General features: G+C 73.7%; 11 protein-coding genes. 3 read left to right on the forward strand and 8 right to left on the reverse strand.

Features of this window, described 5'->3' with window-relative positions:
- Positions 1–62: 62 nt before the first annotated feature.
- The 6 genes from WMF42_RS17660 to WMF42_RS17685 all read right to left on the reverse strand — a co-directional run bounded on the left by WMF42_RS17660 (position 63) and on the right by WMF42_RS17685 (position 6,924).
- Entirely contained in the window at positions 63–1,175 is a 1,113-nt protein-coding gene (locus WMF42_RS17660) for an AI-2E family transporter (protein WP_233561572.1), read from the reverse strand.
- Between the two features lie 409 nt (positions 1,176–1,584).
- Positions 1,585–2,115: a pyridoxamine 5'-phosphate oxidase family protein gene (locus tag WMF42_RS17665; RefSeq protein WP_061608780.1), complete on the reverse strand. Its 531-nt coding sequence runs from the start codon at positions 2,113–2,115 to the stop codon at positions 1,585–1,587.
- A 267-nt stretch (positions 2,116–2,382) separates the two neighbouring features.
- Positions 2,383–3,387: a zinc ribbon domain-containing protein gene (locus tag WMF42_RS17670; protein WP_061608779.1), complete on the reverse strand. Its 1,005-nt coding sequence runs from the start codon at positions 3,385–3,387 to the stop codon at positions 2,383–2,385.
- Positions 3,384–4,457, reverse strand: coding sequence for a hypothetical protein (locus WMF42_RS17675; RefSeq protein ID WP_437693293.1), 1,074 nt, complete (start codon positions 4,455–4,457; stop codon positions 3,384–3,386). Before WMF42_RS17675 ends, WMF42_RS17670 begins: the two co-directional genes overlap by 4 nt.
- 34 nt (positions 4,458–4,491) lie before the next feature.
- Entirely contained in the window at positions 4,492–5,565 is a 1,074-nt protein-coding gene (locus WMF42_RS17680; RefSeq protein ID WP_437693294.1) for an alpha/beta fold hydrolase, read from the reverse strand.
- 297 nt (positions 5,566–5,862) lie between these two features.
- A complete protein-coding gene (locus WMF42_RS17685; RefSeq protein ID WP_061609911.1) occupies positions 5,863–6,924 on the reverse strand; it encodes an extensin family protein in 1,062 nt (353 codons plus the stop codon).
- A gap of 77 nt (positions 6,925–7,001) precedes the next feature.
- Between WMF42_RS17685 and WMF42_RS17690 the strand changes: the two genes are divergently transcribed.
- From WMF42_RS17690 to WMF42_RS17700, 3 genes are all read left to right on the forward strand, one after another.
- Positions 7,002–8,855, forward strand: a complete 1,854-nt coding sequence (locus WMF42_RS17690; RefSeq protein WP_437693295.1) for a M14 family zinc carboxypeptidase — start codon at positions 7,002–7,004, stop codon at positions 8,853–8,855.
- 336 nt (positions 8,856–9,191) lie between these two features.
- On the forward strand, positions 9,192–9,794 hold the full coding sequence (locus WMF42_RS17695; RefSeq protein ID WP_061609912.1) for a DUF4360 domain-containing protein: 603 nt from the start codon (positions 9,192–9,194) through the stop codon (positions 9,792–9,794).
- Positions 9,795–10,048: 254 nt separating this feature from the next.
- Positions 10,049–10,984 carry a hypothetical protein gene (locus WMF42_RS17700; RefSeq protein ID WP_437693296.1) on the forward strand — a complete coding sequence of 312 codons (936 nt, stop codon included), beginning with the start codon at positions 10,049–10,051 and terminating at the stop codon, positions 10,982–10,984.
- 58 nt (positions 10,985–11,042) lie between these two features.
- On the opposite strand, the gene WMF42_RS17705 is transcribed toward WMF42_RS17700, so the two are convergent.
- Positions 11,043–11,468 (reverse strand): hypothetical protein, encoded by a 426-nt coding sequence (locus WMF42_RS17705; protein WP_061610575.1) that lies wholly within the window; start codon positions 11,466–11,468, stop codon positions 11,043–11,045.
- Between the two features lie 171 nt (positions 11,469–11,639).
- On the reverse strand, positions 11,640–12,239 hold the full coding sequence (locus tag WMF42_RS17710) for an RES family NAD+ phosphorylase (RefSeq protein ID WP_061610574.1): 600 nt from the start codon (positions 12,237–12,239) through the stop codon (positions 11,640–11,642).
- Between the last annotated feature and the right edge of the window lie 68 nt (positions 12,240–12,307).

The raw sequence follows: 12,307 nt of genomic DNA on the forward strand, positions 1-12,307 counted from the left end.
ACCTCTCGGCCGCGGACACACAACGGTAGGCCACCGGCACAACCTCTCCGCCGACAGCCGCGCTACCCGGACCTCCGCGCCCCCGCCACGCTGGGCCTCAGCAGCGACCTCGGCGCGTCCTCGCCGACCGGCGCCGCCGTCTCCTGCTCCTCGGGCGCGGGCTCCAGGAGCCGCGCGATCCACGAGAGCCCCTCGACGTTCTCCAGCGTGATCTTCGCCACCATCATGATCGGCACCGACAGCAGCGCCCCCGACGGCCCCCAGAGCCACCCCCAGAAGAGCATCCCGAGGAGGACGGCGAGCGGAGACAGCCCCAGGGTCCGCCCGAGCACGCGCGGCTCCAGGACGTTGCCCACCAGCAGGTTGATCAGCAGGTACCCGAGCGCCACGACGGCCGCCGTGCCCGGACCCTGGCTCGCCAGCGCGGCGAGCACCGCCGGGATCGTCGCGACCGCCGCGCCGATGTTCGGGATGAAGTGCAGGACGAACAGGCTCGACGCCAGCAGCAGCGCCAGGTCCACGCCCAGCAGCACCAGCATGATGTAGGCGAGCACCGCCACGAGCAGGCTCGTCAGCATCTTCACCACCAGGTACTTCTTCACCTCGCGCACGATGCGGTCGACGTGCTCCAGCCCGCGGCTGGGGTCCGAGATGACCGCCCGGAGCTTCGCGCCGGCGCCCGCGAACTCGCAGAGCGCGAAGAAGACAACGAGGAGCACCACCCCGAGGTTCGACGCCGCGCTGGCGACGGTCACCGCGGCCCCGCCGAGCAGCGGCACCAGCGACGCCGTGTGCAGCGTCTTCGACAGGAACTCCGGGTTCACCGGCAGCCCGCGCTCCGTGAGCGTCGCGGCGATCGCCACCGTCGCCTCGGAGGCGCGCGCCAGGTAGGCCGGCACCTTCTCCTCCAGCTCCACCCCGGCGATGGTCACCACCGCCCCCACGAAGGCCAGGATCGCCAGGTCGACAACGAGCGCGGCCAGCGCCCCGACGGCCGGCGGCAGCCCCCGGCGGGTCACCCAGCTCGCGATCGGCGACGAGATCGCCGCGAGCGCGATCCCGAAGAGCACCGGCACGAAGAACGGTTCCGCATAGCGCAAGCCCACGATGACCACGACGGACGCCGCCGCCATCATCACCATCTGAGCTCGACGAGACATCGTGAAGATCGCCATGCCAAAACCTCGCTTGCCGGGTTCCCGCGTGACGCATCACCTCCGATTCCGGGGAGAGCGCACGGGTCATTCCGGGAATAGCAAGGGATGCGCCACGCTCCGTCCCGCTGGTTCCGCCGCGCGCGGCGAGGGCGTGCGCGCGGCCCCCGCGGGATTCATGGGCTCGCCGCCCGCGCGTCCCGATGCGCGCGCGCCTCGATGGGCGCGGACGTGAGACCAGCCTGCGCGCGGCGGTGCGATCTGCTACGCGCAGGCGCTTCGGTCGGACTGGAGGGGGACAGACTCAGGAGCACCGCACCCGGTATGAGGCGCGATGTCGCGTGCGGCGCCGCACCACGCAGGTGGGGGCGCGGCGCCGCGCAGGTACGGGCGTCGCGGAGGGCCGGCGCAGCGCGCCGGCGGAGCGGCGCTACCGCGCAGAGGTCATCCTGTCGCTCGGCGCACCGCCGTTGAGCGGCACCGTGGCGTGCTGGTTGGCGTCCGTCTTCGGGGTCGTCCCGGTGACATAGGCCTTGACCGCCTCGACAAGGAACTTGAGCCCGGCCGCTCCCTCGTTGTCCCAGTACTCGCCCTCGCGCGGGCTCACGTGGATGAGCGCGAGGTGGGGGTCGTCCTTGCCCTTCGGGAAGTAGACCTTCGCTTCCTCGGACCACAGCTCCTCGATCTTCGCCCGGCTGCGCACGATCGAGGCCCGGCCCGAGAGCGACAGGAAGCGGCGCGCCTCCTGGAGGGTCACGTTCACCTCGGGGTTCGACTCGATCTCGTCGATCTTGCCCGAGTCGATGCTCGTCATGAACCAGATGTCCCCTGTCGCGTCGTCGACCTTCATGAGCGCCATCGGCCGCGAGCGCAGCATCCCGTGGTGGGCCTGCGTGACGAGCATGGCGTTGCGGAACTTCTTGAGGATCTCCAGCAGCTTTTCGCGTGACCCGGTTTCCATGTTTCCTCCTTGGGGTTCCGGCGGCAGTTGCGAGATCCGGACCACCGCCAGCTCACGCGCAAGTCGGCGAGATCCATGGCTCTTCTGCGCCGCACAGGGCGTGCTCTCGGGGCATTCCGCCACAGGATCTCGCGCGGATCGCGCCCCTGGATCCGCGCGGATCGCCGCGTCGACGCGCCGCGCGCTGGCCGCCTCGTCACCCGCGTTCGCCCCGGCTCCAGCGCAGACGGCAGGCCCGAGGAGGCCTTTTCGTCGCGCGCCGCGCTGCTAGCCGCCGCGCGCCAGCGCCACCGCCGCCATGATGATGACGACGAGCGCGATCGCCCCGGCGATCACGAGCGCCACCTTGCCCCACGCGATCGGCGCCGACCCCGTGACGCGGCCCGCGTCCTGGCCGTGCACGACGGCGCGGTAGCTGCGCCCCTTGTAGCGGTAGGCGAGCACGTACGAGGGCAGGGCCACCCGGCGCGTCTCCAGCGCGCGCAGCAGCACCGCCACGTGCACGTTGCGGAACGTGGACCCGGGGATCACCCCCCGCTGCAAGGCCTCCTCCGCCGTGGCGGCGATCCGCTCGCTGAGGACCTTCCGGGCCGCCGAGCGCTGGGCGTCGAACTGCTCCAGCACCGCGTCCGCCGGGCCGAGCTGCTGCTCCGCCCGCTGCGCGGCCGGCACCATCCGGTCGAGCCGGAAGGACGGCGCGAGCTCCCGGGCCTCCTCGAGCGAGAGCCCGCGCGACGCGGACACGAGCAGCCCGCGGAAGGGCAGCTCCGTCTGTCCGGCGTGCGGGGCCCAGGGGCTCCGCCGGGCGCCTGCGTTGGAGTCCGCCGTCCAGCTCACCAGGGCGTCCACGTTGACGATCCAGCCCGCCCACCAGATCGCGTGCAGCCCCTCGACAGTGGCCGCGCGGCCGAGGTCCGACGGCCGGAAGAAGCCGAGCGTCGACATCCACTGCCGCAGCGCCTGATCGGCCTGCTCCGGCGCCACCCCGAACGGGAGCAGCCAGTCGGCCTGGTCGACCGGATCGACCGGCTGCTCCAGCCGCGTGACTGCCCCGCAGAAGCGGCACTTCGGCGCCTGCGCCTCGGCCGAGTACGAGACCGCGGCGCCGCACTCGGTGCACCGCAGCACCTGCACGAGCTGCGGGGCCGGCGCGCGGTCCAGGGGCGCGGCGAGGCCGCACACGGCGCAGCGCAGGTCGCCCTGCTCCAGCGGGCCCTGGCACCGGGCGCAGCACCGCGCCGTCGCCCCGGAGGTCCCCATGCTGAGGCTCATCGCTGCCCTCCGGTCGGCGCGGGCCTGGTCCCGTCCGGTCGGGCGCGCTCGGCCGGCCTGGGCGCCGGCGCGGGCGCCGCGGCGGGGTCCGTCGATCGCACGGCGCCGCGCCGCTCGGGTTGACCCCTGTCGCGCGCTGCGGCCAGGACGAACGGCGCCGCGATCAGCAGCAGCACGAGCAGGACGGCGAGGGCGATCTTGATCCACGAGAGCGGCGCCTTGCCGTGGATCGCGCCCGTCTGGCCGTTGATGAGGACCCGGAACGGCGGCTCGCGCGGGTCGTGCCGGATCGCGAGCACCCACAGCGGCACGTAGAGCAGCTCGAGCGTCTCGCGATCGAGGCGCGTCTCGTGGACGAGGCCGTGGTGGCTGTCGCCGGGCATGAAGACCGAGAGGTCGCGGCCGATCTTCTCCAGCGCCTCCCGCCGGGCGAGGGCGCAGCACTCGTCCTGGGTCATTGTCGGCTCCTCGGCGATCCAGCCGCTGAGCACCGCGGGCGTGTAGCGCCGCATCGTGCGGAGGTCGAACGGCTCGATCGCCTCGAGCTCGGCGTTCGGGACGGCGCGCGAGGCCACGACCAGCACATCCATGACGTAGGTGGCGTGCAGGCCCTCGAGGTGCCGGTGCTCGGTCCTGGTGACGACGCGGGTGCGGGTGACGGTGTTCCCCTTCTCGTCGGTCGTCGTGTACGTCTCGGTCTCCTGGTAGTTCTCGCCGATCTCCGCGGCGTACCGCGTCTGCGCCATCGCCGAGTAGAGGTAAGCGGGCGTGTAGACGCCGCGGATCGAGTCGATCGACCCCGCCCTGACGCCGGACTGCACGAACAAGCTCCGCTTGCCCAGCCACGCCTTGACCGCGCCCTGGGCGCTCTCCCGGGTCATGGTGAAGCCGAGGACGAAGTGCGGCGGCGGGCGGCCATGCGAGGGCGGCCGCTCCACCACGGAAGGCGAGGCGCAGTAGGGGCACACAGCGGTCCGCTGGTCCGCTTCGACGCGCAACGACGCGCCGCAGGTCTCACACTCGAGTTGCACCGGCGCCCGAGGGAACAGCACCGGGGGGCGCCGCGTCAACAGGGAACGGGCAGGGGCGCCGGCGGGTCGCGCGTCAGCAGGGGACGGGCGGCGGGCGGCTGCCGAGATCGGCGGGAGCCGCGCCGCCGTCGCTGTCCTGCTGCGGCGTCTGCCGGAGCAGCGGCGCGAGCGAGCGCTGCGCCCATTGCCGGACCGGGGCGTCCGGCCAGGGCTGCCACCGGGGGCTGGCCTGCGGCGCGACCGCCACGGCCGCCGCGCGCGGCGCGCGCGCCCCGGCGCGGAGGCGCGGCGTGGGCTGCGGCGCGTCGAGGAAGCGCGCGAGGTCCGGGGCGAGATCGGCCACCGCCTCGCGGTGCGGGTAGTGTCCCGCCCTGGCGAAGCGCCGCACGGGCACGCCCTCCAGGTAGCGCTCGACGTCCGCCGCGTGGCGCGCCGGGATCACCGGATCGCGGTCGCCCCAGTAGACGGCGAGCGGCGGTATCTCCGGCAGCCGGGGGGCGATGTCCATGAGGTGCTCGCGCTGGCCGCGCAGGTCGATCGCGTGGCGGAGCGTGCGCGACAGGGCGCGCGCCGTGCCGGGCCGGGCGTTCACGCGGGCGAGGTACCGGCGCTCTTCCGCGTTGAAGTTGCCGCCGAGCACCAGCATCCCCGCGTGGGTCCCGACGCCCATGAGCACGGGCGCGGCCAGCTCGAGCAGCCCTGTCACGGCGGCGAAGCGCAGCGGCAGCGCCACCTCGCTCCCGAAGCCGCCCGCCGCGACAAGCCCGAGGCGGTGCACGCGCCCCGGCCGCTCGATCGCCACGCACATCGCAATGCTGCCCCCGAACGAGTGCCCGACCAGATCGAAATCGCTGAGCCCGAGGGCGCGGATCCATTCCGCGGCCACGCTCGCGTACCATGCGACCGTGTAGGGCGCGTCGGGCCGGGCGGATTGGCCGTGGCCGGGCAGGTCGAGCGCGACGACGCGGCGCCCTCCGGCCGCGAGCGCGGGGGCGAGCCGGTTCCAGGTTCTACAGCTATCGGACAGGCCGTGTACCAGGACCACGGGGCGCTTGCCTGCGCCGCTGTTCCGGGGAGGGTTCCACTCTTCCCAGTGGATCTCGCCTGCGGAAAGGACGCGAACATGGCTGCGACACGTGACTGACATGTTCTTCTTACAGAATTCGCACGAAGCGCAGCGTCTGTCCAGATTGCACGCCCTTCACGTCCACATGGGGCGGCCGCGTCGCCTCACCGCGAAGCATGCTTCGCATTCAATGTGGGTCGGTCGACGCCAGCGTGCGCCGGCGGGGCTCCGGACGGGACAACGCTGTCACGGTACTTGTGCGGCGCTTCTCTCTCCTTGCGCGCCTCCTTGTCTCTTTCTCACCGCGCCCACCGCGCTCCAGCCGGCGAATGCAGTGGAGCGGCGCTGTCCCCGCGAGGCGCCGCGCAGTCCAGCCGCTCATTCCAGCAGGAAGTAGTGCGCGTTGCGCTTGATATCGAAATGGAAGTGGTCCGCGTGCGCCTCGTTCGCGTTGGGCGTGAGGACGACATTGAAGAGCCCGCTCGTGAAGACGGCGCAGAGGATCTCCCGCAGCTCGAGGGCCTGGGGCGTGGCCTCCTTCGGCTCGGATCCGGGCCCGCACGGCGGCGCGCCGAGGGCGCCATGCCAGTCCGCCTTCACGTCGAGCCGCGCGCCGTCGGCCTTCACGAGGGCGGCCACGTCGATGGCGAGCCCGAGGGCGTGCTGGCTGGGCCGCGCCGCCGCCGGCTTCTTCGGGGCCCGCGCGCCGGGCTTCGCCCCCTTGCCAGCGCCCTTCGCGGCCTTCTTGCCTGGCTTCGCCTTCGCCGGCGCCTTCTTCGGCGCCTTCGCCGGGGCCTTCTTCGGCGCGGCGGTCCTCGGCGCGACGGCCCCGGCGGGCGCGGGCCGGTGCATGCTGACGTGCACCACCTCCGCGATCCCCCGCGTCGCGAGGAAGGCGGCGAGATCGTCGAGCGCGAGGACCAGCCGGCAATCGGCGATGTCGAAGACGGACGTCGTCCGCGGCTTCGCCACGCCGTCGCCGTGGAACGCCACCCCGTGCAGCGGGCCCGTGATCCGGACCGGCCGGTCGACCAGCGGGGCGCCGCGCGGCGCCGGGGCGTGGGGGATCCCGCGGCGCTTCAGCTCCCTGTCGCACGCGTCGCTCGAGAGCCCCCCGTAGGTGGCGGCGCGCGACGCGGCCGACCACACCGGCTTCTCGAACAGCGCCGGGCCTGCGTCCCCGCCGCCGTCGGCCATCGACCCGGCCCCGCCGTCGGCCATCAAGCCCGCCTCGCCGTCCGCCAGGAGGGCCCCGCCGTCCGTGGGCGCCGTCGTTGCGGCGGCCGGCGCGGGCGCCGCCGCCGCGGATGCCGCCGGGGGCTCGCCCCGCTCCGCCTCGGAGCGGCGCAGCGACGCGATGCCGAGCGGCGTGAGGAGCGCCGCGCCGCCGATCAGGGCCGCTCCGAGGGCCAGCGCACGGCGGGAAGGGAGCGCGCTCATCCTCATCGGAGATTACCTCGCCCCCGGCCGAGGGAGCACGCCTTGCCGTTGAGCGCGGAATTTGGTCGACTCCCGCGATGTCTCGCCCCCGCGCCGCGCTCGCCGGCCGCGCCATCTCTCGTGGAATCGCGCTGATCTCGCTGCTCGCTGCCTGCCAGGCCCCCGCGCCCGGAGCCCCGGCCGCCCCCACCGTCGGTCGGCCCACGCCGCCCGTCCCGGCCGCGCCGCCGCCCTCGCTCGTCACCGAGGCCGAGCGGACCGGCTTCCAGCGCACGGGCCGCTACGCCGAGGTCGAGCGGCTGTGCCCCGCGTTCGAGCAGGCCTATCCGGGCCGCGCCCGCTGCTTTCGCTTCGGCACCACGCCCGAGGGCAGGCCCATGCTCGCGATCGCGGCCTCCGCCGACGGCGCGCTCGACCCCGCCGCGGCGCGGGCGAAGCGCCGCCCGGTGATCCTGTTCCAGGGCGGCATCCACGCCGGCGAGATCGACGGCAAGGACGGCGGCTTCTTGGCCCTCCGCGAGCTGCTCGACGGCGCGATGGCGCCCGGCGCCCTCGCCGCGGTCACGGCGGTGTTCGTCCCTGTGGTCAACGTCGACGGCCACGAGCGCTTCCGCCCGAACCAGCGCCCCAACCAGCGAGGCCCCGAGGAGATGGGCTTCCGCACCACCGGGCAGAACCTCAACCTGAACCGCGATCACATGAAGGCCGAGGCGCCCGAGATGCGCGCGATGCTGGCGCTCCTCGACGCCTGGGACCCGGTGGTCCAGGTCGACCTGCACGCGACCGACGGCGCGAAGTTCCAGCATGACGTCGCCGTCATCGTCGAGCCGTCGGCGCCGCACCCCGGCGGCCTCGACGCCGAGGCGCGCGGGCTCTCCGAGGCCCTCCAGGCGCGCCTCTCGGCGCTCGGCCACCTGCCGCTGCCGTTCTACCCGTCCTTCCGCACGGAAGACGACCCCTCGTCGGGGATCGCCGCCAGGCCGGGGCCGCCGCGCTTCTCGCAGTCCTACAGCGCCGCCCGCAACCGCGTCGGCGTGCTCGTCGAGACGCACAGCTGGGCCACCCACGCCCGGCGCGTCCGCGCGGTCCACGACCTGCTCGCGGCGCTCTTCGAGCGCGTCGCCTCCGGCGCGGGCGCCCTGCGCGCGGCGGCCGACCGCGCGGACGCCGCCGCCGCGCGCCTCGCCGGCGCCCCGTTCGTCCTCAAGCACCGCGTGGCGCCGGTCCCGCGCGACTTCCCGTTCCGCGGGTTCGCGTACGAGAAGCGCGCCTCCGACATCTCGGGCGGCACGTGGATCCGCTACGACGAGTCTCGCCCGGAGATCTGGCGGGTGCCGCTGTTCGACCGGCTGGAGCCGGACCTGACCGTCACCGCGCCCGCCGCCGGTTATGTCGTCCCCGCGGCGCACGCGGCCTGGGTGGCCGACAAGCTGCGCCTGCACGGCGTGCGCTACGAGCTCCTGCCCGAGGCGCGCCCCGGCTTCGCCGTCGAGGCGTTCCGCGCCGACGCCGTGACCTTCGAGCCGTCGTTCGAGGGCCGGACGCCGGTGAAGCTCCAGGGCGCCTTCCGGCCCGAGCGGCTCGATCTGCCGCGCGGCTCGCTCTTCGTGCCCATCGCGCAGCCGCGGGCGCCGCTTGTGCTCCACCTGCTCGAGCCGCTCGCGCCCGACTCGCTCGTGGCCTGGGGCTTCTTCAACGCCGCCTTCGAGCGCAAGGAGTACATGGAGGCCTATGTCGCCGAGGAGGAAGCCCGCAAGATGCTCGCCGCCGATCCGGCGCTGCGCGCCGAGTTCGAGGCGCGCCTGCGCGATCCTGCGTTCGCGAAGGACTCCGCGGCTCGCCTCGACTTCTTCTACCGGCGCCACCCGTCCTGGGACGAGCGCGTGAATCTGGTCCCGGTGTTCCGGGTCGCCGCCTCACCGCTCCCGTGAGCGCGCGCGGCGGCGCGGCGCCGTCTGGCCACATCTGCCGCGCGACAGTGAGGCGGTCAGCGCGGTTCGCGCTGGCGCCTCGAGGGCTGTTTTCGCCGCGCTCCGCGATCTCGCCGGATGTCCGTGAGTCCCGCCGGCTCCTCGTCACCCAGCGAATCCAGCTCAGCGCGCGGCGCGGCGCCGCGATGAGGTAAGAGCGCTCCGCGCAGGTTGCGCGGAGCGCGCACGTATCGCATCCTCGTCAGGACATGTCGGCTGACCTGCGATGGCGGAGACGCGCGCGGGGGCCGCCGCACGGCGACGCGATGGTCGTCAGTCTGTGGAAGGGGGGCAAGCATGTTGCTGCGATGGGCGATCGTCTTTTCTTCGGTGTTCTTCTTCGCCTTTCCGGCGCTGGCGCAGAACGCGCGGATCCAGTCGTTCACGTATGCCGGCAGCGGGTGTCCTGTCGGCTCCGCCGCGGGGGTGATCTCCCCCGATCAGAAGGCGTTGACCGTGATCTTCGACCAGTTCGAGGCGCAGGCCGGCCCGGGCACCGCCCGCGCCGCGAACCGCGCATTTTGCCAGCTCGCCGTGGATCTGCGGTTCGATCCGGGGTGGCAGGTGGCCCTCTTCGACGCCACGTACAGGGGCTTCGCCGACCTGGAGCCGAGCGTCCAGGGGCTCCACGAGACGTCGTATTACTTCTCGGGGTCGCCGCTCACCTCCGGGCCGGTCACGTGGAGCATGATCGGGCCTTTCACGAACAACTTCTCGCGCACGGACAACTTCGCGACCACTGTCTGGTCGGAGTGCGGCACGGTGCGGCCGCTCAACATCAAGACGAGCCTGTTCGTGACGAACCGCACGGCGCCGCTGCATTCCGGGGTCCTGACGAACGACACAACGGACGTCCAGGTCCAGATCGAGTATGGCCTCACGTACCGCCGCTGTCCTTGAGGTCCGCAGGGCGCCTCGCGAGCCCTGCCGCGCGGCGCGGGAGATGGGGACCTGAGCGGCTGGACCTGTCGCACGAGGAGGGTTGAGGAAGACGGGAAGCGCGGGAGGCGATGTCTGTTCTCCCGCCTTCCCGTCTTGCCGTTCGCGGGGGGGAGCTGCCTTGGTCGCCTCGACGGGCGGGGTGGGGGATCATCGCGCTTTGTCGGGGCGTCGATGCGCTGGTGCTTCCGGCGGCCGGCCTGTACGCTGGCGCGATGACGTCCACTCTGCTGGTCATTGTTCTCAGCGTCATCGTGCCGCTCGGGATCACCGCGGTGATCCTCTGGGGGGTCTGGACGAAGGTCCTCGGCCCGCTCAGGGCGCAGCAGCGGGAGCAGCAGCAGCTCCTGCGAATCGGCGTATCCTGCGCGGCCCGCGTGCTGCAGTACCAGGAGACGGGCATGAAGGTGTCCATGGGCGCACAGGACTCCTACAGCCTCAAGCTGCTCCTCGAGGTGATGCCGCCGGGCATGCCGCCGTATCAGGTGGAGACGGTCGCGCTCGTGTCGGTGCTGGCGGCCCCTCGGATCCAGCCGGGGTGCATCGTCACGGTGCGCTACGACCCGTCCAATCCGCGGCGTGTCGCCATGGAGACGGCCTATCCGCCGGGGCAAGGTCCCGCCGCCGCGCCGCCGCTCGGGGGCTATCCGCCGCCGGGCGCCTACGGCGCGCCTGCCGGGGCCCCGCCTGGTGCGCACGGCGCCTACCCGGGGGGCCCGCCCGGCGCCGCCTACGGCGCTCCGGCGGCAGGCGCCTACGGCGGCGCCCCCGGCGCCTACGGCGCGCCCCCTGGGGCCCCGCCCGGGGCCGCGTATGGCGCGCCGCCTGGCACCTACGGCGCGCCCTTCGGAGGCCCGCCTGGCGCGGCCTACGGCCCGCCCGCCGGTGCCTACGGCGTGCCCCCTGGGGCCCAGGCGGGCATCCACGGTGCGCCCCCGCCAGGCGCGCCCGCTGGCGCCTATGCGCCTGCCGGCGCTTACGGCGCACCGCCCGGCGCCTACGGCGCACCGCCCGGCGCCGCGTATGGCGCGCCCGCCGGAGCCCCGCCCGGCGCTCCCGGCGCCTACGGCCCCGGCCCCGGCCCCGGCGGCGGCGCCGGAGGGACGCCCGGTCCTTTCGGCCCCGGCGGCAGCGGCCCTCAGGGCGCCTGAGCGCCGTCCGGCTCCCGGCGCCCGGCCCGCAGGGCGCGGCGCTGCCGCGCTGCCGCGCTCACGCCACCACGCAGCCCGCCGATGTGCCTTGCATCGGCACGATCGCCTTGAGCTCGCCGTTTTCCCCGAAGATCATGAGCCGCGCGACGATGGCCTCGTGTCCCTTGCCGCAGAGGGGCAGGAGCGCGAGCCGGATCGCGGGTCCATTGCCTCCCTGGAACTTGAGGGCGAGGAGCTGCTTCCCATCGCACTCCGTGAGGAGCTCCACGTCCGCCTCCAGGTGGACCAGCGCCACCTTCGTGCACGCCTTGGCCTCGCCGAAGCTGTCGACCGTGCAGCGGTTGGGATCGAGCGCGATCTGAACGCGGGACGCCTCCTCTTCGCCGATCGTCGCGATCTGGATCTGGTGCGTCGCGATACCTCTCTGGAGCGAGATGGGCTCCACGAGATAGCCTGTTTCCAGCCGCAGATTCCTGATTTTCATTGACCCCCCCGCCGCTCGTCCCGTGCGCGCCGCGACCACCGCCCCCGACGCCGCGGCCGCCGCGCGCCTCCCTCCACGGAAAGCACCGGCTGTGCCGGCGCGGTCCCCGCGCGCTGGGCTCGCACCCGCCGCGCGCCCGGCGGCGCCGCGCCGCAGCGCGCTCGTCGAGCCTCAGACGAGCCCGAACCTGTACGCATCCAGGAGCCTGGCGAGGAGCGCCGCGTGCGCCGGCTCCGCGAGGGATCCGAGCGGCGTGACCTCCAGCTCCGCGCTGGCGCGATCGAAGAGGGCGGCGCAGACGCGGCTCGGGTCGTGGCGCGCAGCGTAGACGATGCCGTCAGGCCTCCTCGGGTGGTCGTGGATCGCGAGCGCCCACCGGTGGGCGGCCGCGTACGACTCCCCCGAGGTCAGGCGAGCGTCGGCCCCGAGGCGCGCCAGCCCCTCGCCCGCGAGGTTCACGAGCCGGAGCGGCCGCCTCGGCGCGATGCGCGCGAGCCCGCGCGCGGCGAGCTCGCCCTGCTCCACGAACCGGACGCCTGTCGCGTGGCCGAACACCTCGATGAACGCGCAGCGCTCGTCTTTCGCCGCGTACAGCACCCCGAACTCGCCTTCCGGCGCGTCGAAGCGGTTGTCGCCCGAGCGACCGAAGAAGAGCGGGGCTTGCGCGAGCCGATGGATCCGGAACCAGCACCGCCGGAAGATCGTGACGGGGAGCGGCCTTGTCGCGAGATCGAGCGGCGGATCCGGATGCGGCCCGAGCGTGGTCTTCATGTCGATCCTGCCCCGCGCGAACGGACGACGCGCGGGCTTGTGCGCTCGACGTCCGCCTCGCGCGCTGG

Source organism: Sorangium sp. So ce176 (assembly GCF_051519835.1).
Taxonomy (GTDB): Bacteria; Myxococcota_A; Polyangia; order Polyangiales; family Polyangiaceae; genus Sorangium; species Sorangium cellulosum_G.

Coding starts and splice junctions, on each gene's coding strand:
- WMF42_RS17695 (WP_061609912.1), top strand. CDS start 9,192: ATGTTGCTGCGATGGGCGATCGTCTTTTCTTCGGTGTTCTTCTTCGCC.
- WMF42_RS17710 (WP_061610574.1), bottom strand. CDS start 12,239: ATGAAGACCACGCTCGGGCCGCATCCGGATCCGCCGCTCGATCTCGCG.
- WMF42_RS17685 (WP_061609911.1), bottom strand. CDS start 6,924: ATGAGCGCGCTCCCTTCCCGCCGTGCGCTGGCCCTCGGAGCGGCCCTG.
- WMF42_RS17665 (WP_061608780.1), bottom strand. CDS start 2,115: ATGGAAACCGGGTCACGCGAAAAGCTGCTGGAGATCCTCAAGAAGTTC.
- WMF42_RS17705 (WP_061610575.1), bottom strand. CDS start 11,468: ATGAAAATCAGGAATCTGCGGCTGGAAACAGGCTATCTCGTGGAGCCC.
- WMF42_RS17660 (WP_233561572.1), bottom strand. CDS start 1,175: ATGGCGATCTTCACGATGTCTCGTCGAGCTCAGATGGTGATGATGGCG.
- WMF42_RS17690 (WP_437693295.1), top strand. CDS start 7,002: ATGTCTCGCCCCCGCGCCGCGCTCGCCGGCCGCGCCATCTCTCGTGGA.
- WMF42_RS17680 (WP_437693294.1), bottom strand. CDS start 5,565: ATGTCAGTCACGTGTCGCAGCCATGTTCGCGTCCTTTCCGCAGGCGAG.
- WMF42_RS17700 (WP_437693296.1), top strand. CDS start 10,049: ATGACGTCCACTCTGCTGGTCATTGTTCTCAGCGTCATCGTGCCGCTC.
- WMF42_RS17670 (WP_061608779.1), bottom strand. CDS start 3,387: ATGAGCCTCAGCATGGGGACCTCCGGGGCGACGGCGCGGTGCTGCGCC.